Raw genomic sequence first — 18,457 nt, forward strand, 5'->3', positions numbered from 1 at the left:
TTGGGCTTGGCTACGCGATTCAAGATCGGCACACGCAAGAGCGCGATGGCGCTGGCACAGACGGAAGAGATCGCGCGCCGCCTGACCGCTGCCATGCCCGATCTCGACGTCGAGATCGTCAAGTTCGACACCACGGGCGATCTCGACCAGACCAGCAAGCTGCTGCCCCATGGCGGCAAGGGCGGTGCCTTCGTGGCGCAGATCCGCGCCGCCGTGTTGTCGGGCGAACTCCAGGCGGCGATGCATTCGCTGAAGGACATGCCCGGCAACGAAGACACGCCCGGCCTCGTGATCGGCGCCACGCTCTCGCGCGATCCTCCCAATGACGCGCTGGTCCTGCGCAACGGCGTGACGCTGGAGGCATTGCGCCAATCGCGTGGCAAGGGTTTCAAGATCGGCACCAACGCCGTCCGCCGCGCCGCCTATGCGCGGCGGCTGTTTCCGGACGTGGAGATCATCCACTTCCGCGGCGCCGCGGACACGCGCGTGCGAAAACTCGACAATGGCGAGAAGCAGCGCCTGCCGGATGGCGGCGCGGTGGGGCCTGCGGATGCGCTCATCATGGCGCGGTCCGGCCTCGACCGCGTCGGCCTTTCACAGCGCATCGCCTACGAGTTTACCGCAGCCGAGATGCTGCCGGCAGCGGGGCAGGGCATCGTCGCCGTCGAATGCGCCGCGCAGGACTGGCAGACGCGTCGCATCCTCGCATCGATCGACGATCCCGCTGCCCACGCCTGCGCCGATGCAGAGCGCGAGGTGCTGTGGGTGCTGAACGGCCATTGCAATTCGCCGGTGGCGGGCTTTTCGACCATTGCGGGTGATCAGATGTCGCTCACCGCGTCCGTGCTCGATCTCTCCGGCAACACCATCGTCGAAGCCTTGCGTTCGGGCCCCGCCAATCGCCCACGCGAACTCGGCCGTGCGGTGGGACTGGATCTGCTGGCCAAGGGCGCCGCGGGGATCATCGAGCGCAGCCGGCCGCGCTAAGTCGGCCGCGAGGCGGGGGTCGGTGGGATGATGGCATCATGCGCCTGTTTTGCCCGACGGGTCAAATGTTGGCGCGCTCTGATGCGATGACGGCGCACCTAATTTCAGTCCGCCCTAAGTCATTGATCGGGCGTGGCCTCTCTACTGTGCATGGGGTTGTTTTCGCGTTTTTTGTTTTTCCGCTCCCCAGGCGCAAAATAAATCAGCCCCGAACCCGCTTCAGCATCTGCTCGACATGGGCGATCGGCGTCTCCGGCTGGATGCCGTGGCCGAGATTGAAGATGAACCGCCCTTGCGCGAAATTCGCCAGCGTGTCGTCGACCGCGCGGTCGAGCGCGGCGCCGCCTGTGATCAGCACCAGTGGATCGAGATTGCCCTGAACCGCAACCTTGCTCTGCACGCGCTCGCGGATGAAGGCCGGCTCCGCGGTCCAGTCGATGCTGACGGCGTTGACGCCGGTCGCCTCGACGAACCCGGGCAGTTGCGCACCGGCACCGCGCGGAAAGCCGATGATCTTGGCGTCCGGCACCTTGGCGCGCACGCCTTCGACGATGCGCCGGGTCGGCTCGACCGACCAGCGCGCGAACTCGGAGGGTGGCAGCACGCCGGCCCAGGTGTCGAAGATCTGCAAGGCGTTGGCGCCGGCCGCAAGCTGCGCCAGCAGATATTCGATCGAGTTCTCGACCAGCACGTCAATGATCTCGGCGAACGCCTCCGGATGCCGGTAGGCCATCATCCGCGCCGGGGCCTGGTCGGGCGTACCCTGGCCGGCGACCATGTAGGTCGCCACCGTCCACGGAGCGCCGCAGAAGCCGATCAGCGCGATCTTGGGATCGAGCGCGCTGCGCACGATCTTGAGGGCCTCGAACACCGGCGCGAGCTTGCCGAAATCGGCGTGCTTCGCCAGTGTTGCGACCTTGGCGGGATCATCCAGCGGTTCGAGCCGCGGACCCTCGCCGACCTCGAAGCGCACGGAACGTCCGAGCGCATAGGGGATCACCAGGATGTCGGAGAAGATGATCGCCGCATCGAAGCCGAACCTCCGGATCGGTTGCAGCGTCACCTCGGCGGCAAGCTCCGGGTTGAAGCAGAGATCGAGAAAGCCGCCGGCCTTGGCGCGCACCTCGCGATATTCGGGCAAGTAACGGCCGGCCTGCCGCATCATCCAGATCGGCGGAACGACCTGCCGCGGGCCGGAGAGGACGTCGATGAATGGTTTGGTCGCAGACTGGGGCACGAACGGTCCTGAAGATGGTTAGGGCTCCTGATACACCGCCACGGCCCGAAGCGGAACAGGGGAACCAAGCGCAATTGGGCCGCGTTGACCAGCCAACGGAGGACGAGACCATGGCTGAGACATTCAACCCCGCGCCGCATGACAAGCACGCCGACGATCTGCACGAAGCGCTCGCCGCCGACCGCCACGCCAAGCTCGACGCCGGTCTGAAAGATACCTTCCCGGCGTCCGACCCCGTGAGCGCCGCCCAGCCGACGCCCTCGAAGGCCGATGCGGAGGCCGACAATCCCTCGCTCTGGGACAAGGTTAAGGCGATCTTCAGCTAAGGCGGAGAGCGCCGGATTCCGATAGGTTTGCTAATGCCTTGTTAGCGATGCGCTGATTCCGGCGTCCGTACGACTACGGAAGCCGGGGACATCACTGCATAGTTCTCCCGGTGTTTCAGAGTTCAATAACAGAAGCAGCAGAGTTTCCGGTCATCGGAGAATTCTGCTGCATGAGTGCTGTAACCCAAAGAGCCGGATGGAGCCGCCTGCCGCTGCGGGCGGCTGCGTTCGTCGCGCTGACCTGCGTGGCCATCCTCGGCGTCAGCGGCTGGCGGGAATGGGCGGCCCGCGACGCGGTGCTCAAAGGCGCCGAGGCAGAAATGGCGAACGTTGCGCGCTCGCTGACGCAACATGCCGAGGACAGCCTCGATCTCCTGGATTCAGGCGTCGTCGGCGTCGTCAGCCGGCTGGAGATGGACGGCACCGAGCCGGCCACGATCGCCAAGCTCCGAAACCTGCTGGAGGCGCGAAAGAAGGCGATAGAGCGCATCCATAGCCTCGCCATCATCGACGAGCGCGGCAACTGGTTGACCTCGCCTGGCACGATCGGCTCGACGCTCAATGACGACGCGTTCTTCCGCTATCACCAGCTCTCGCCGAAACGGGAACCCCATGTCGGCCGCCCCGTGAAGAGCCTGCTCGACGGCGAGTGGGTCGTCACCCTGTCGCGCCGTTTCAACAAGCTGGACGGCAGCTTCGGCGGCGTGGTGCTCGCGACCATCAGCTCGGGATATCTCTCGCATTTCTACGAACAGTTCGAGATCGGCCGCAACAGCTCGGTGGCGCTGACGCACGGCGACGGCCTGATCATCGCGCGTAACCCCAGCAACGACAGGTTCGTCGGTCGCAGCGTTGCCGATACGCCGCTGTTCCGCGATACCGCCTTGCAGCGGCCGGGCGGCGCCTACCATTTCAAGTCGCCGCTCGACGGTGCCGACCGGGTCAGCTTCTTCAAGCGCTCCGGCCGTTATCCGCTGGTCCTGCTCGCCACCGTCGACAAGGCCGAATTGCTGGCGCCCTGGCGTGCTGCGGCGATCTCCCGCATGCTCTACGTGCTCGCGCTGGTCATGCTGATCGCGATCATCGGTGCGGTGTTGGTGCGGCAGCTGCAACGGGGCCAGAGTATGGCGGCCGCGCTGGTCGAGAAGGAAGCGCATTTCCGGCTGCTTGCCGAAGGCTCCAGTGACATGGTGACCCGTATCGGGCTCGACGAGCGGCTGCGCTATGTCTCGCCGTCATCGATCGGCGTCGTTGGCTGGCGCGCCAATCAACTGATCGGTACCCTCGCGCTGGCCGGCATTCACCCGGACGACCGGCCGCAGGTCCAGGCCCTCGTCGACGCCATGAAGCGCGGCGATGCGGAGGAGGCGCGGGTCACCTATCGCAATGTGCACCGGCAGAACTCGGAAGTCTGGCTCGAATCGACCATGCGGGTGACCCGCAAGGAGAATGGCCGCGTCGACGGCGTGGTCGCGATCTCGCGCGACATCACCGAGCAGAAGAAGCTCGAGACCCGGCTCGAAACGCTCGCGATCGAAGACAGCCTCACCGGGCTTGCCAATCGCCGCCGCTTCGATGAACGATTGAAGGAGGAGTGGGCGCGTGCCTATCGCGAGCGCTCCAGCCTCTCTTTGCTGATGATCGACGTCGACCACTTCAAGTCTTACAACGACGACTACGGCCATCCCGCGGGCGATGCCTGCCTCCGGCAGGTGGCCCAGATCATCGCTGCTGAGGCGCAGCGTTCCGGCGATCTTGCGGCGCGTTACGGCGGCGAGGAGTTCGCCATGTTGTTGCCGAACACCGACGCTGCGGGCTGCGCCCTGATCGGCGACCGGATTCGACGGGCGATCCGTGATGCGGGCCTGGTCCACACCAGCAACCATGTGGCTGGCTGCGTCACCGCTTCGCTCGGCGGTGCTGCGTGCCGGCCGGCGCTGGAGCGCACGGCCGGCGTCACCTCGCTGGTCGAGGCCGCCGACCAGGCGCTCTATGCCGCCAAGGAGGCCGGGCGCAACCGGCTGATGATGTCGGGCGAGGTGAGTAACCTTCTTCTCAAGGCGTCCGGTCAGTAAGCCCGCTCAATAATGCGGCGGACGCTCATTGGCGGCTCCCGGCGCATTCGCCTCGGCCTCCTGCAGCCGCTCGCCGAGCTCTGCGATTCTCCGCGTCAGCGCGTCGATCTGCTTCCACTGCGCGGTGATGGTCTGGTTCAGCGTCTCAATCGCGTCGTCCTGATAGGCGAGGCGGGTCTCCAGCGTGTCGATGCGCTCGCCGAGCGTCTTGATCTCATTCGTCACGTGCCGCGTCCTTGTCCCGTTCGCGCAATCCAAATTCTTGCAAACCAAGTTGTTGCAAACCGTGGCCGAGCGCGACGCGCTCGTCGAACACGAAGCATTCGCCGCGCCAGCGACTCTGAGCCTCCGGCACCTCTTCCAGATATTTGAGAATGCCGCCCTTGAGGTGATAGACCTCGGCAAAGCCGCGCGCGAGCAGGTGTGCGCTCGCCTTCTCGCAGCGGATGCCGCCGGTGCAGAACATCGCGATTCTGCGGTGTCTGGCGGGATCGAGCTGCTCGGCCGCAAAATCTTTGAACTGGCCAAAGCTCCTGATGCCGGGGTCGAGCGCGCCCTCGAACGTCCCCATCGCCACCTCGAAGGCGTTCCTGGTGTCGAGCACCAGCGTATCCGGCGCTTCGATGAGCGCGTTCCATTCGGCCGCATCGACATAGGTGCCGACCTGCCGCGTCGGGTCGGCGCTTTCGTCGCCGAGCGTGACGATCTCCTTCTTCAACCGCACCTTGAGCCGGCCGAATGGCATCGTCTCGGCGGTCGAGAACTTCAATTCGAGATTGTTCAACCTGCCGCCGAACATGTCGCCGTGAGCGAGCTCTTGGGTGAGCGCGTCGATGGCCTCGCCCGCGCCCGCGACCGTGCCGTTGATGCCCTCCTGCGCGAGCAGCACGCTGCCCTTTAGCTCCAGGCCGGCGCAGAACGCGCGCAGTGGCTCGCGCAGCTCGCGGTAATCGGGCAGCGCGGCGAATTGGTAGAAGGCGGCGACCTTGTAAATCATGGCGCCCGTTTAGCAGGCGGGGCTCGCCCGGAAAACCCGCATCGAGCAGCTCTATTCCCGGCGGATGGCAGCCATTTCCCTGGCATGCCAGCATTGCCCCGGCCGGCCGGAATGTGTCATGTAGGCCCGGTTTTTCCGAGATGGCGCGCCATCCGCACCAGACGCCCAATGAGAGCAGAATTCGATGAGAAACTTCCATTTCCCCGGCAGGTCCACGGTCCACGCCACCAACGCGATGGTGGCGACCTCGCATCCGCAGGCGTCGCTTGCCGCGATCGAGGTGCTGCGCGAGGGCGGCACGGCGGTGGACGCGGCCGTCGCGGGTTCGGCCATTCTCGGCGTGATCGAGCCGCAATCGACCGGCATCGGCGGCGACTGCTTTGCGCTGATCCAGCCGCGCGGCGAGGGCAAGATCATCGCCTATAACGGCTCCGGCCGCGCCCCGAAGGCGGCGAACGCCGATTGGTATCTCGAGCGCAAGATCAACTCCGTGCCGCTGACCTCGGCGCATGCGGTCTCGATCCCCGGCGTGATCGACGCCTTTGCAACCGTCTTGCGCGATCACGGCAAGTTCGGCTTCGACCGGCTGCTTCAGCCCGCGATCAAGGCGGCCGAGGAAGGCTACGTCGTCGCCCCCCGCATCGCCTTCGACTGGAAGAACCAGTTCGAGAAGCTGAAGGCCGGCACCAACACGGAGCGGTATCTGCTGCCGCACGGCAAGCCGCCGGTGGCCGGCGACGTCATCCGCCAGGCCGAGCTCGGCAAGACGCTGCGGGCGATCGCCAAGGACGGCCGCGACGCCTTCTACAAGGGCCCGATCGCGGAAGACATGGTGGAGACCCTGCGCGGGATCGGCGGCCTGCACACGCTCGACGATTTCGCCGCGCACACCACTGAGACGACGACGCCGATCGGGACCATGTACAAGGGCTATGACGTCTGGCAGTGCCCGCCGAACGGACCCGGCCTCACCATGCTGCTGATGCTGAACATCCTGTCGCGTTTCGACCTGACGAAATACGCGCCGCTCAGCATCGAGCGCTTCCACCTCGAAGCCGAGGCCGCGCGCATCGCCTACATGCATCGCGAGCTGCATGTCGCCGATCCCGAGCATATGCAGATCGAGGTCGCCAGGATCCTCGCCAAGGAATACTGCAACGAGCACATCGACAAGATCCGCATGGACGGCATGCTCGACCTGCCGAACGTCGCGCCGCCGATGAACCCGTCGACCATCTACATCACCGTCGTGGACAAGGACCGCAACGTCTGCTCCTTCATCAACTCGGTTGCGCATTCCTTCGGCTCGGCGATCGTCTCGAACAAGACCGGCATTTTGCTCCAGAACCGCGCCGGCGGCTTCCGCATCCAGCCCGGCCACCCGAATTGCATCGCCGGCGACAAGCGTCCACTGCACACGATCATGCCAAGCCTGCTCACCAAGGGCGGCCGTTCCGTGATGCCGTTCGCGGTGATGGGCGGACAATATCAGCCGGTTGGCCAGACCCATGTGGTGACCAACATTCTCGATTATGGCTGCGACGTGCAGGAGGCGATCGATATGCCGCGCGGCCTGCATTATGAAGGTCAGTACCAGCTCGAGGACAGCGTGCCGGCCGCCATTGTCGAAGGCCTGAAGAAGCTCGGCCACAAGACCACCAGCGTCGTCGGTCCGCTCGGCGGCGCGCAGGCGATCTGGATCGACTGGGACAAGGGCACGCTCACCGGCGGTTCCGATCCGCGCAAAGACGGTTGCGCGCTTGGATACTGACCACCGCGCACGGAGTTCCCCGCGCGAGATCAGGAAAAGTTGACGAAGGGCGACGCGGCATTTGCTGCGTCGCCCTTTCTCGTTCGGAACGGAGCTCATTGCTTCAGGTTAAGGGCCGATGAGCGGTGCAGGCGTGCGCTGCTCTTGCTCGAAGCGGCGGAGGCCCTCCATGTCCGAAAAATCAGGTTCCGGACCGTCCGAATTCGATCGGCGCGCCTTCATGGCCGGCGTTGCCGGCAGCGCGCTGGTCCCCATGACGGCGCGTGCGGCCGCGCAGGATGCGAGCGTGTCGGCCGCCCAGGATCCGGCGCTTCCTGTCGATGTCACGCTGCGGGTCAACGGCAAGGACAAGCGCCTGCGCATCGACGCCCGCACGACGGTGCTCGACGCGCTGCGGGAGCATCTCAAGCTCACCGGCAGCAAAAAGGGCTGCGACCACGGCCAATGTGGTGCCTGCACGGTACTGATCGACGACCGGCGCGTGGTGTCGTGCCTGACGCTCGCGCTCGCGGCCGAGGGGCAGGAGATCACCACGATCGAGGGCCTTGCCACCGACGATCATTTGCATCCGATGCAGCAGGCCTTCGTCGACAACGATGCGTTTCAATGCGGCTATTGTACGCCGGGCCAGATCATGTCCGCCGTTGCCTGCGTCAAGGAGCGGCATGCGGGCAGCGAGGCCGACATCCGCGAATACATGAGCGGCAACATCTGCCGCTGCGCCGCCTATCCCAACATCGTCGCCGCCGTGAAGCAGGCCGCGCCCGAGATCATGAAAGGCTAGGCGCATGCGACCGTTTTCGTATCAAAGGGCAACAGACCCCGACATGGCGGTGCAGGCGCTCAGTGCTGCCGCAACTGCGAACAATCCGCTGACGAAGGCTACAGCACAGCCGCTCGCTGGTGGCACCACGCTGATCGACCTGATGAAGCTGGACGTGATGCGGCCCGCCGCGATCGTCGATATCAATCCGCTGGCGCGGGGCTGGTCGGCGATCGAGCCCGGCAGTGACGGCTTGCGGCTCGGCGCGCTCGCGAAGATGTCCGACGTGGCCGCGCATGCCGAGATCCAGCGCCACTATCCGGTGATCGCGAATTCCCTGAAGCTCGCCGCCAGCGCCCAGCTGCGCAACATGGCGACGCTCGGCGGTAACGTGATGCAGCGAACGCGTTGCAGCTATTTCCGCGACGTTTCCTATGAGAATTGCAACAAGCGCAATCCTGGTTCGGGCTGTGCCGCCATGGACGGCGTCAATCGCATGCATGCGGTGCTCGGTACGTCCGATCAGTGCATCGCGACCTATCCCGGCGATTTTGCGCAGGCGCTGATCGCGCTCGATGCGATGGTCGAGATTACCGGCAGGTCCGGAACGCGCAACCTGCCGTTTGCGGATTTGCACAAGGCACCCGGCAGGACGCCCGACATCGAGACCACGCTTCGGCCCGGTGAGCTGATCTCTGCGTTCTCCGTTCCCGGCCGCTGGCCGCGCTCGGTGTATCTCAAGGCGCGCGACCGGCAGTCCTACGAGTTCGCGCTGTCGTCGGCTGCGGTCGCGCTCGACGTGCAGGATGGCACGATCAGGGACGCGCGTGTCGCGCTCGGCGGCGTCGCCACCGTGCCGTGGCGGGCGCGCGAGGCGGAGGCGCTGCTGAAGGGACAGAAATTCGACGACGGTCTGGCGCAGCGTGTGGCCGATGCCGCGTTTGCCGACGCCAGGGGCCGCCAGCACAACAGCTTCAAGATCGCGCTCGGCAAGCGCGTGGTGGCGCGCGCGCTCCAGCAGGCCGTAACGATGGAGATCTGATCATGACCGCTGCAGCTCCCGAGCCGAAAGCGAACATGGGCAAGCCGGTGCCGCGCTATGACGCGGCCGCAAAGGTCACGGGCCGGGCGACATATGCGTCCGACATGCCGCTCGACAATCCAGCTTACGCATTCCTGGTCACCAGCGCCATCGCCAAGGGCCGCATCGACAGTTTCGATCTCGACGATGCCAGGCGGGTCCGCGGCGTGATCGACATCGTCACGCACGAGAACGCTCCGAAGCTGAAGGAATCGAAACTGTTCAGCAATGGCGGCTATGCCGGCACCACGATCCAGCCGCTGAAATCGGCCGACATCGCCCATGACGGCCAGATCATCGCCGTCGTCATCGCCGAGAGTTACGAGGCGGCGCGCGAGGCCGCCAATCGCGTCAAGGTCAGCTACACGGCCGCGGCGCCGAGTGCGAGCTTCGACTCGCCGGGGACCACCACGGCAGCGGCAAAGGGGCAGAACGCACAGTTCAAGGAAGACCCGGAGGTCGGCGATTTCGCCAAGGCGTTCGACGCGGCCGAGGTCAAGCTCACCGCCTCTTATGAAACGCCGACCCAGCACCACAATCCGATGGAGCTGTTTACGACGAGCTGCGCCTGGATGGGCGACGAGCTCGTCGTCTACGAGGGCAGCCAGTACGTCTACGGCCTGAAGAACGGCGTCGCCGAGCAGCTCGGTATCGACGCCGACAAGGTCCGTGTCGTCAATCCCTATGTCGGCGGCGGCTTTGGTTCGCGCGGTTCGATGACGTCCCGCACTGCCATCATCGCCGGCATTGCCAAACGCCTGAACCGGCCGATCAAGCTGGTGCCAACCCGCGACCAGGGTTTCACCATCGCCACCTACCGCGCCGAGACGCGCCATGAGATCAGGCTTGGTGCGGGTCGGGACGGCAAGCTGGTGGCTTTGAGGCACGACGGCGCGGAGGTTTCGTCGCGTCCGGATGCCTATTGCGTCGGCGGCACCAAGACGACGACGCGGCTCTATGCCTGCCCGAACGTCGCAAGTCTGGTGTCGATCGTGCGCGCCGACCGCAATACGCCCGGCTTCATGCGCTCGCCGCCGGAGGTGCCGTATCTCTTCGCGCTGGAGAGCGCGATGGACGAGCTCGCTGTGAAGCTGAACATGGACCCCGTCGAGCTCCGCCGCATCAACGACACCACCGTCGAGCCGATCGGCGGCAAGCCCTATACATCGCGGTCCTTGATGGCGTGCTTCGACGAGGCCGCGAAGGCGTTCGGCTGGTCGCAGCGCTCGCCGCAGCCGAAATCGATGTCGGACGGCGACTGGCTGGTCGGCTATGGCTGTGCTGCCACCTGCTATCCGACGCAGATGGCGCCGTCTGCCGCGCGCGTCCGCCTCCAGCGCGACGGCCGTACCCGGGTCGAGATCGCCGGTCACGAGATCGGCACCGGTGCGTATACCGTCATCGCCCAGACCGCGGCCGAGCGGCTCGGCGTGCCCCTGGAGAAGGTCGCGGTCTTCCTGGGTGACAGCGATCTGCCGCCGGCGCCCGTTGCCGGCGGTTCGAACTCGACTGCCAGCACCTGCTCGGCGGTGATGATGGTGTGCGACCGCATTCGCCAAAGGCTGTTCAAGGCCGTGATGCCGAGCGACAGCCTCGCCGACAAGGCCAAGGAGACTGTCGGCATCAGCCAGGCGCCGAGCACGCAGGCGGCGCAGAGCGATCGTCCACTCGATCTCGAGAAGGCCTTCGACGCGCTCGGCGTCGGCATCGTCGAGGAATACGGCGAGTGGAAGCCCGAAGGCGCGCCGCTGGATTCCTTCACGGCCATGCACAGCGGGCACGCGCGGCTCGTCGGTGGCCATCAGATGAAAGACAAGATCGCCTATGCCTTCGGTGCTGAGTTCGTCGAGGTCCGCGTCAACCGCTTTACCCATGAAATCCGCTGCCCCCGGCTGGTGGGAGCGTTTGCGGCGGGCCGCATCATGAATCCGCGCACGGCGCGCAGCCAGCTCATGGGCGGCCTGATCTGGGGCATGTCCTCGGCGCTGCTGGAGGCCACCGAGATCGACGAGCGCAATGCACGCTACGTCAACGATAATCTCGCCGACTATCTCGTCCCCGTGAATGCCGACGTGCCCGGTGTCGAAGTGATCCTGCTCTCCGAGCAGGACGACCGTATCAACCCGGCCGGCGTGAAAGGCCTTGGCGAGCTCGCCAATGTCGGCACCAATGCGGCGATCTGCAATGCGATCTATCACGCCACGGGCCAGCGCATCCGCAAGCTGCCCGTGCGGCTCGAAAATATCGAGGTGTGAGGGGTGGAAACGGCGTCAGCGTTGCGCTAGACACCTTGCGCCTCAAACGGAAGGTCTCTTATGCAGCGTTTACAGCGCATGCTCCTCGCCATCATGTCGGCACTCGCGATCACCGTGATCGCCGGCGTGTCCGATTTCGTTTCCACCACGGCCTCGGCCCAGACCGCAGGGAAGACCATGACAACAGCTTCAGGTTTGCAGATTACCGATAGCGTCGCCGGCACCGGAGCTTCGCCCAAGCCGGGCCAGATCTGCGTGATGCACTACACCGGCTGGCTCTACGAGAACGGCCAGAAGGGCAAGAAATTCGACTCGTCAGTGGATCGCAACGAGCCTTTCGAATTCCCGATCGGCAAGGGCCGCGTCATCGCCGGCTGGGACGAGGGTGTTGCCTCCATGAAGGTCGGCGGCAAGCGCACGCTGATCATTCCGCCGCAGCTCGGCTATGGCGCCCGGGGCGCAGGCGGCGTGATCCCGCCGAACGCGACGCTGATGTTCGACGTGGAATTGCTCGGGGTGAAGTAAGCCCGCAAACAAAAAGACCGGCCTCTCGGCCGGTCTTTTCGCATTCAGTGCGACGCCGTTACTCCGTCGCGCGCTTGGCCGCAGCGGCTGCGCGATCAACCGCGTCCTTCGCGGCGTCCTTGGCGTCGCCCATGGCCTGCTGGCCCTTGCCCTTCACTTCCTGGACTGCACCTTCACCCTTCAGGCGCTCGGATCCAGTGGCTTCACCGACGCCCTGCTTGGCCTTGCCCATTGCCTCGTTTGCGGTGCCCTTGATCTTGTCGGTCGTGCTACCCATGAAACTCTCCTGCGGTTTGCTCGCCAAGACAACGTTCGACGGTTATGAGGGTTCCGATTTTGTTATGGCTCGATGTCGCGGCTTTGGGTTAGTTTGCCGCACACGGAACCAATAGAAAGCAAGTCCCATGACCGGCCATGACCATTCGCATTCCCACCATGACCACGATCACCACGATCGCTGGAAACATGACGGCGTGCGCGTCATTCCCGGCAACCAGCTCGATACCAACGTTCCGTCGACGGCGGGCATGGACCGCGCGGCCGCGATCAATTTCGCGCGCGTCGGTGCGCAGAAATTGTGGGCGGGCACGGTCAGCATCAAGCCCGACGCCAAGACCGGCGCGCATCACCACGGCCATCTCGAAAGCGTGATCTATGTGGTGAAGGGCAAGGCGCGGATGCGCTGGGGCGAGAGCCTGCAATTCACCGCAGAGGCCGGCCCCGGTGACTTCATTTTCGTGCCGCCCTACGTGCCCCATCAGGAGATCAACGCCAGCGCGGACGAGGTGCTGGAATGCGTGCTGGTGCGCAGCGACGGCGAGGCGGTGGCGATCAACCTCGATATCGAGCCGGTCGAGAAGCCAGCGACCGTCCTGTGGGTCGATCCCATTCACCGCGATCCGAACGAGAAGAAGTGAGGATCGCCTGAAAGCCAGCGGGTTCTGTGTGACAGAACCTCGCGGGCAGGGCTCCAAAAAAGATCCGGAAGCCGTGTCGGATCGCCGCTTGGCTGTCCGTCCTTGGGCAGAACCCCGCCCAAGGAGCTCCGATGCCCAGGATGATTTTCCTCAATCTGCCCGTGACCGACCTCAAGCGCGCCACTGCCTTTTACGAGGCGGTCGGTGCGACCAGGAACCCGCAATTCAGCGACGAAACAGCGAGCTGCATGGTCTTTTCCGAGACCATCTACGCGATGCTGACGACCCACGAGAAATTCCGGCAGTTCACGCCGAAGCCGATCTCGGATGCAAAGACCTCAAACCAGGCGCTATTCTGCCTGTCCGCCGATAGCCGGACCGAGGTCGACGATATCGTCAGCAAGGCCGCGGCTGCAGGCGGGGTGGCCGATCCCAGCCCGAAGGACGAATACAGCTTCATGTACGGCCGCAGCTTCGAGGATCCGGACGGCCACATGTGGGGCGTGAACTGGATGGACATGGCAGCCTTCGCGGCGCAGTCCGACATGGCGAACGCCTGATCTAACCCCACAACAGCAAGAAACCGAAGAGGAGCATTCAAGATGTCCAAGGTCGTTCCCTGCATGTGGTTCAACGGCGATGCCGAGGAAGCCGCGAAGTTCTACGTCTCGCTCGTGCCGAATTCGGCGATCACGCATGTTCAGCGCAACGTTTCAGATGGCCCGTCCGGCAAGGAAGGCTCCGTGCTCGTCGTCGAATTCTCGGTGGCGGGACAGCCTTTGGTCGCGCTCAACGGCGGCATGAAAATGGAATACACCCACGCGATCTCGCTGATGATCCATTGCGACGATCAGGCCCAGGTCGACAGCGTCTGGAATGCGTTCCTGGCCCATGGCGGCAAGGAAGAGCAGTGCGGCTGGCTCAGGGATCGCTGGGGCGTGGCCTGGCAGGTGGTGCCGAAGGTGATGTTCGAATTCCTCTCCAGCCCCGACAAGGCGGCTGCCGCACGCGCGATGCAGGCCATGATGAAGATGGTGAAACTGGACGTGGAGGCGCTGCGGCGGGCGTTCGATGGCAAGTCGGCGGCGTGAAGGGCGTCCCCTTGCCACATCCTCACTGTCATCGCCCGGCTTGACCGGGCCATCCAGTACGCCGAGACGGTCGTTGGTCAATCGATAGGCCGCGGCGTACTGGATGCCCCGGTCGAGCCGGGGCATGACAGCGGAATATGAGCGAAGGCCTGCCGCTAATAATTGATCCGCAGCCCCACGCCGCCATGGATGGTGTTACCCACCGGCTGCGGGCCGAGCGTGCCGTTGGCGAACAGGTCGACGATCCAGCCCTTCTGCACGCGGAAGCCGAGCCGGCCGCCATATTCGAACCAGCCCTGGTTACCCATGGTCGGCACCACCATGCCGTCACCGGTCACGGTGGCGACGATGCCGCTATGGCTGGCGAATGACTGCACCCAGCCACCATTGATGTTGGCCTCGATACTGCTGCCGTAGAGATGCGTCCACTGGCCGCCGATCTTGACCAGGCTGGTGCGGTCGGTGCCGGTCGCGATGCTGGCGTCGAACGGATTGAACGCCACTGCGCTGTCGGTATAGCCCGAGACACGCTGCCAGAGCTGCCAGACCTCGATCGAGGCGGCGACCTCGTCGCGGGGCGACACGCGGCTCATCCAGCCGGCGCGGCCATAAACGGCGTAGTTCGCGGCGTTGGTCGAACTCGTGACGTTCACCGGGCCGAGGCTGGTGTTGTAGCTGCGGGTGTAGCGCGCCTTCTCCCACGGCGTCAGGATCGTGCCGACGTCGAAGAACGGGCGCGACGAGCCCCAGTCGGTGAAATCATAGCGCAGCGCGAACGCGGCGATGGGAGCGCTTGTGATGTTGTAGCCGCCCTCGCTGTACTGCGTGTAGGCGATGCCGGCGAGCAGCGACAGATTGTTGGTCAGCTCCTTGCGGCCGTGGATTCCGGCCGAGAACGAGCCTGCGGAGCCGAACGCGCTGACGCAGTTGCTGCAATTGATCTGCTCGTTGACCCCGAGCAGCACCGTGCCAAGCACCCGGTTGGTGATCATCTGGTTGAAGCGCTGATTGGCAAGGCCGCCGATCGAGCTGCCGCTTGAATCCGCGCCGGTTGGTGTCGGTGTCGGCGTCGGGCTCGGCGAGGATGACGGATAAGGGCTCGGCGACGATGACGGGGTGGGGCTGGGCGAGGACGAGGGGCTGTAGGTCGGCGTGGGCGAGGGGGAATAGCTCGGCGCCGGGGTGGGCGTCGACCCTCCGCACTCGGACTCGCAAATCGCGGCGGCTGCCGCCGGACGGGCATGGAACGCGACAAACGCAAACGCAGCCACGGCGGTCAGCACGCTCGCCAGGATGAAGCGCCTGAGGCTGGTGAGATTCGCCATCTTCAGCGTCCGCACAGCATGCCGTCGTCATGGATGGCGGGCGTGACGGTCGGCGAGGCCTCCGCATATTGGCTGACCGCGCACAGTCCCGCGCTCGCGGCGCAGGTCGCGGCAAAGGTCCAGGGCGGCGTATTGGTCTTACTGATGGAGATCTTGCCGCCGGTCGAGGTGATGATTGCGGTGTCGCCGGGCTGGGTGAGCTGCACGCATTGCTGGCTCGTCGTGCAGACGCTGGCGGCACCGTCCTGCAGCACGACGACCGAGCGGCCGCGCTGGGACAGGATATCGAGAGTGGTACCGCGCACGCCGATGGTCGCGAGCGGGGTCGTGATCTTGTAGGCGGTCTTCTCGGAATGTCCCGTGACGAAACGGAATGCGCCGGTCGTCATGCGGATCGCGACGTCGCGATAGCTGTGCTCGTCGTTGAAGACGGTGCGGTCGAGCTTGAGCGTGGCGCTCGGACCGAGCGACAGATTGGTGCTGTCGGCCATCACGAAGCGAGCCGCGCTGCCGGCGCCGGTGCGCACGGTCTCGTCCCGCAGCATGCTGTCGCCGACGCTGATCGGCGTCGTGGTCGAGGCCACAAGAACGACTTCATTCTGGATCAAGACGGCTTCACCGACGCGCGTCTGGGCTTGGGCGCAAGGGGCCGCGCACAAGAGGGTCGACAACAGCGTGGAGAAAAGCCAGAAACGCAAATTCATTTCGCAACCGATCGATGTGTCCCTGATCGTACCGGATCACGCGCGCTTGCGATGTGGCGGAATTATCACAAGCAGCGCGAGACCTGCGTTATGCTTAGTGACAGTTGCGGCAGAATGCGTTCAATGAAAACCGCGATCTCTATTATTCTCCGCGGTGACGCAAAATTGCCACGCAAGACATCCCCACAAACGCGACTTGACTTGCCTGCGGTTCCGAAGGTGTCGCGGAGCGCAGTGATTGCTGTCGCGATTTTCCTGGTCGCGCATCTTGCCCTGCTGATTGGCCTGACGACGCCGGAGAAGTTCGTCTTCGACGAAGTGCACTACGTGCCGGCGGCGCGGCAGATGCTGGCACCAGCGGTGTCGCAATCGATGCTCAATCCGATGCATCCACCTTTGGCGAAAGAGCTGATCGCGCTATCGATCGCGGCCTTTGGCGACAGCGCGCTGGGCTGGCGCTATCCCGCGACATTGTTCGGCGCGCTCGCGATCGTCGCGATCTATCTGTGCGGCCTCGCGCTGTTCGCCGCGCAAGGGCCTGCGATCGCCGCCGCGCTGATCGCCGCCTGCAACCAGATGCTGTACGTGCAGGCGCGCGTCGCGATGCTCGACATTTTTGCACTCGGCTTCGGCCTGCTCGCGATTGCCGCCTTCATGCATGGCTTTCGAAAGGATCGTCCCCATGCATTATTCGCGGCTGCCGGCAGCCTGTTCGGCTGTGCGGCCGCCTGCAAATGGAGCGGCCTGTTTCCGCTCGGAATCTGCATCGTCATCGTCGCGGTGATCCGCCTGATGCAGGGCTGGCACACCCTGTTTGCCGACGCGAAGCCGGGGGATTGGTACCGGCCTGATCTCTGGCCCGACTTCAGATTACATCACGTCGTGCTCTGCTTCACTGTCCTGCCCGCGATGACATATCTTGCGGCCTTCGTCCCACTCTACGGCGTGTCGCTGCCGGATCTGGTCGAGGCGCAGCGCCGGATCTTCGCGGACAACACCACCACTGCCATCGCCGGCCACACTTATATGAGCGCCTGGCCGTCATGGCCGCTGCTCGCGCGCCCGGTGTGGTTCCTGTTCGACAAGACCGTGGACGACAATGTCTCCGCGATCGTCTTTCTCGGTAACCCCCTGGTGCTGTGGCCGACGCTGCTCGCGCTCGCCGTCGTGCTGCGCGATTTCGTCGTCGCGCGTCGCCGGGATGCGTTCCTGATCGCGGTCTTCTATTTCGGGTCCTGGCTCGCCTGGGCGTTGCTGCCGCGTACGCTCGCCTTCATCTATTACTATCTGCCGGCTGCGACCGTGGCGTCGCTCGCGCTGGTCTACGTGCTGCGGCGGGACGGTCTACCGGGCTGGCTGTTGTGGGCCTATGTCGGGGTCGTCGCGATCGGCTTTGCCGCCATGCTGCCGATCTCGGCGGCCTTCGTCGGCACATCGATGCAGACCTTCAATCGGCTGATGCTCTTCCAAAGCTGGATATGAAATCGCCGCCCGCCGGGAGAACGGCAGGCGGCGTCTTGATGGGCGACAATTTCGGAATCACTTCGACGCGGTCTTGGTGTCCATGTTCACGACCTGGACGCGGCGGTTGATCGGGTCGGCGCCGTTGGCGGCGTCCTTCAGCTTGGTCTTGCCGTAGCCGACGGTGACGAGATCGGTGCCGGTGAGACCGTAGTTCAGCACCAGGTATTTCTTGATGGTGTCGGCCCGCCGCTCGGAGAGCCCCTGATTGTAGGCCTCGGTGCCGACCGCATCGGTGTGGCCGGCGACCACGAAGGTCGAGCCCTTCAACGAGGGATCGGACAGCGCCTTGCCGAGCGCCTGTACCGACGGCACCGACGTCTTGGCGATGTCGGCCGAGTTGTAGTCGAACTGGATCTCCAGATCGATCTTCGGCTTGGTCGCGGCGAGCTCGGCAATCTGCTCGCGCTCGCCCGTCGACAGCGACCGCGTCGAGCGGTTGCGCACGGTGTTCAGGAACGTCGATTCCTTGGCCTGGACCGCCGGATCAACCTGCGGACCTGCGGACAGACCCCGGGTCACGGGCTTCGGCTTCAGTGCATCCAGGATCTGGTTGGTAGAGACATTGCCGTCGCCGGCCATAGCCAAGCCGGCTGTCATCGACAGAATTGCCGAGAGGGTCACCGCCTTGAGTGCAAAAGAGTTATTGAAACGGGTCATTGTCGTATCCTCGTTGTGACGCCTGATGGCTATTTGATGCTGCGAGCATAGGGCAGGTTCAAAAGCCCTGGTGTGATCTTGGTCACGGTGGAAACGGGGCCGTCCTGGACCACGGCAGCGTATTTCAAGCGGTTTCGGTTCATAGAGAGCCGACCCGCGGTCCGCTCCGAGGAGGGGCGCCAGCGCGGGAAGAGAAGTGGTCGCACACCTCTCCGGCGATGG

General features: G+C 64.7%; 19 protein-coding genes. 12 read left to right on the forward strand and 7 right to left on the reverse strand.

Annotation, left to right across the window (positions count from 1 at the left end; translation table 11 throughout):
• Positions 1-6: 6 nt before the first annotated feature.
• Positions 7-987, forward strand: coding sequence for a hydroxymethylbilane synthase (gene hemC / locus IVB19_RS08680; RefSeq protein ID WP_247475124.1), 981 nt, complete (start codon positions 7-9; stop codon positions 985-987).
• Positions 988-1,189: 202 nt separating this feature from the next.
• On the opposite strand, the gene hemE is transcribed toward hemC, so the two are convergent.
• The gene (gene hemE, locus IVB19_RS08685; RefSeq protein WP_085357455.1) at positions 1,190-2,224 is read right to left on the reverse strand and encodes a uroporphyrinogen decarboxylase; all 1,035 of its coding nucleotides are present in this window, start codon (positions 2,222-2,224) and stop codon (positions 1,190-1,192) included.
• A gap of 110 nt (positions 2,225-2,334) precedes the next feature.
• On the opposite strand from hemE, the gene IVB19_RS08690 reads away from it, so the two are divergent.
• Positions 2,335-2,550, forward strand: a complete 216-nt coding sequence (locus tag IVB19_RS08690) for a hypothetical protein (protein ID WP_007595236.1) — start codon at positions 2,335-2,337, stop codon at positions 2,548-2,550.
• Between the two features lie 170 nt (positions 2,551-2,720).
• Entirely contained in the window at positions 2,721-4,625 is a 1,905-nt protein-coding gene (locus tag IVB19_RS08695) for a sensor domain-containing diguanylate cyclase (protein WP_085357456.1), read from the forward strand.
• A 6-nt stretch (positions 4,626-4,631) separates the two neighbouring features.
• Here IVB19_RS08695 and IVB19_RS08700 read toward each other — a convergent pair whose 3' ends face one another.
• Positions 4,632-4,850 carry a SlyX family protein gene (locus tag IVB19_RS08700; RefSeq protein ID WP_007606917.1) on the reverse strand — a complete coding sequence of 73 codons (219 nt, stop codon included), beginning with the start codon at positions 4,848-4,850 and terminating at the stop codon, positions 4,632-4,634.
• Entirely contained in the window at positions 4,840-5,622 is a 783-nt protein-coding gene (gene trhO, locus IVB19_RS08705) for an oxygen-dependent tRNA uridine(34) hydroxylase TrhO (protein WP_018455015.1), read from the reverse strand. Before trhO ends, IVB19_RS08700 begins: the two co-directional genes overlap by 11 nt.
• Positions 5,623-5,806: 184 nt before the next feature.
• Between trhO and ggt the strand changes: the two genes are divergently transcribed.
• The 5 genes from ggt to IVB19_RS08730 all read left to right on the forward strand — a co-directional run bounded on the left by ggt (position 5,807) and on the right by IVB19_RS08730 (position 12,017).
• The gene (gene ggt / locus IVB19_RS08710) at positions 5,807-7,393 is read left to right on the forward strand and encodes a gamma-glutamyltransferase (RefSeq protein WP_018455014.1); all 1,587 of its coding nucleotides are present in this window, start codon (positions 5,807-5,809) and stop codon (positions 7,391-7,393) included.
• A gap of 169 nt (positions 7,394-7,562) precedes the next feature.
• Positions 7,563-8,177: a (2Fe-2S)-binding protein gene (locus IVB19_RS08715; RefSeq protein ID WP_026232860.1), complete on the forward strand. Its 615-nt coding sequence runs from the start codon at positions 7,563-7,565 to the stop codon at positions 8,175-8,177.
• Positions 8,178-8,181: 4 nt separating this feature from the next.
• Complete coding sequence (locus IVB19_RS08720; protein ID WP_026232859.1) at positions 8,182-9,198, forward strand: FAD binding domain-containing protein; 1,017 nt, start codon at positions 8,182-8,184, stop codon at positions 9,196-9,198.
• A 2-nt stretch (positions 9,199-9,200) separates the two neighbouring features.
• Positions 9,201-11,492: a xanthine dehydrogenase family protein molybdopterin-binding subunit gene (locus IVB19_RS08725; protein ID WP_018455010.1), complete on the forward strand. Its 2,292-nt coding sequence runs from the start codon at positions 9,201-9,203 to the stop codon at positions 11,490-11,492.
• Positions 11,493-11,552: 60 nt separating this feature from the next.
• Entirely contained in the window at positions 11,553-12,017 is a 465-nt protein-coding gene (locus IVB19_RS08730) for an FKBP-type peptidyl-prolyl cis-trans isomerase (RefSeq protein WP_026232858.1), read from the forward strand.
• Positions 12,018-12,075: 58 nt separating this feature from the next.
• Here the strand turns inward: IVB19_RS08730 and IVB19_RS08735 are convergent, their stop codons facing one another.
• Positions 12,076-12,294: a CsbD family protein gene (locus tag IVB19_RS08735; protein ID WP_007606928.1), complete on the reverse strand. Its 219-nt coding sequence runs from the start codon at positions 12,292-12,294 to the stop codon at positions 12,076-12,078.
• Between the two features lie 127 nt (positions 12,295-12,421).
• Between IVB19_RS08735 and IVB19_RS08740 the strand changes: the two genes are divergently transcribed.
• The 3 genes from IVB19_RS08740 (at position 12,422) to IVB19_RS08750 (ending at position 14,025) form a co-directional block, all read left to right on the forward strand.
• Entirely contained in the window at positions 12,422-12,934 is a 513-nt protein-coding gene (locus IVB19_RS08740; protein WP_018455007.1) for a cupin domain-containing protein, read from the forward strand.
• A 131-nt stretch (positions 12,935-13,065) separates the two neighbouring features.
• Positions 13,066-13,494: a VOC family protein gene (locus tag IVB19_RS08745; protein ID WP_026232857.1), complete on the forward strand. Its 429-nt coding sequence runs from the start codon at positions 13,066-13,068 to the stop codon at positions 13,492-13,494.
• Positions 13,495-13,536: 42 nt separating this feature from the next.
• Positions 13,537-14,025, forward strand: a complete 489-nt coding sequence (locus IVB19_RS08750; protein WP_018455005.1) for a VOC family protein — start codon at positions 13,537-13,539, stop codon at positions 14,023-14,025.
• 155 nt (positions 14,026-14,180) lie between these two features.
• Here the strand turns inward: IVB19_RS08750 and IVB19_RS08755 are convergent, their stop codons facing one another.
• Together IVB19_RS08755 and IVB19_RS08760 are read right to left on the reverse strand one after the other, a co-directional pair.
• Positions 14,181-15,350 (reverse strand): hypothetical protein, encoded by a 1,170-nt coding sequence (locus tag IVB19_RS08755; RefSeq protein ID WP_247821326.1) that lies wholly within the window; start codon positions 15,348-15,350, stop codon positions 14,181-14,183.
• Positions 15,351-15,352: 2 nt separating this feature from the next.
• Positions 15,353-16,054 carry a FecR family protein gene (locus IVB19_RS08760; RefSeq protein ID WP_346283651.1) on the reverse strand — a complete coding sequence of 234 codons (702 nt, stop codon included), beginning with the start codon at positions 16,052-16,054 and terminating at the stop codon, positions 15,353-15,355.
• Between the two features lie 51 nt (positions 16,055-16,105).
• On the opposite strand from IVB19_RS08760, the gene IVB19_RS08765 reads away from it, so the two are divergent.
• Entirely contained in the window at positions 16,106-17,536 is a 1,431-nt protein-coding gene (locus tag IVB19_RS08765) for a phospholipid carrier-dependent glycosyltransferase (RefSeq protein ID WP_085352672.1), read from the forward strand.
• Positions 17,537-17,593: 57 nt separating this feature from the next.
• Here IVB19_RS08765 and IVB19_RS08770 read toward each other — a convergent pair whose 3' ends face one another.
• A complete protein-coding gene (locus IVB19_RS08770) occupies positions 17,594-18,235 on the reverse strand; it encodes an OmpA family protein (protein ID WP_018455001.1) in 642 nt (213 codons plus the stop codon).
• Positions 18,236-18,457 lie beyond the last annotated feature (222 nt).

The sequence above is a fragment of the Bradyrhizobium sp. 187 genome (genome assembly GCF_023101005.1).
Taxonomy (GTDB): Bacteria; Pseudomonadota; Alphaproteobacteria; order Rhizobiales; family Xanthobacteraceae; genus Bradyrhizobium; species Bradyrhizobium canariense_D.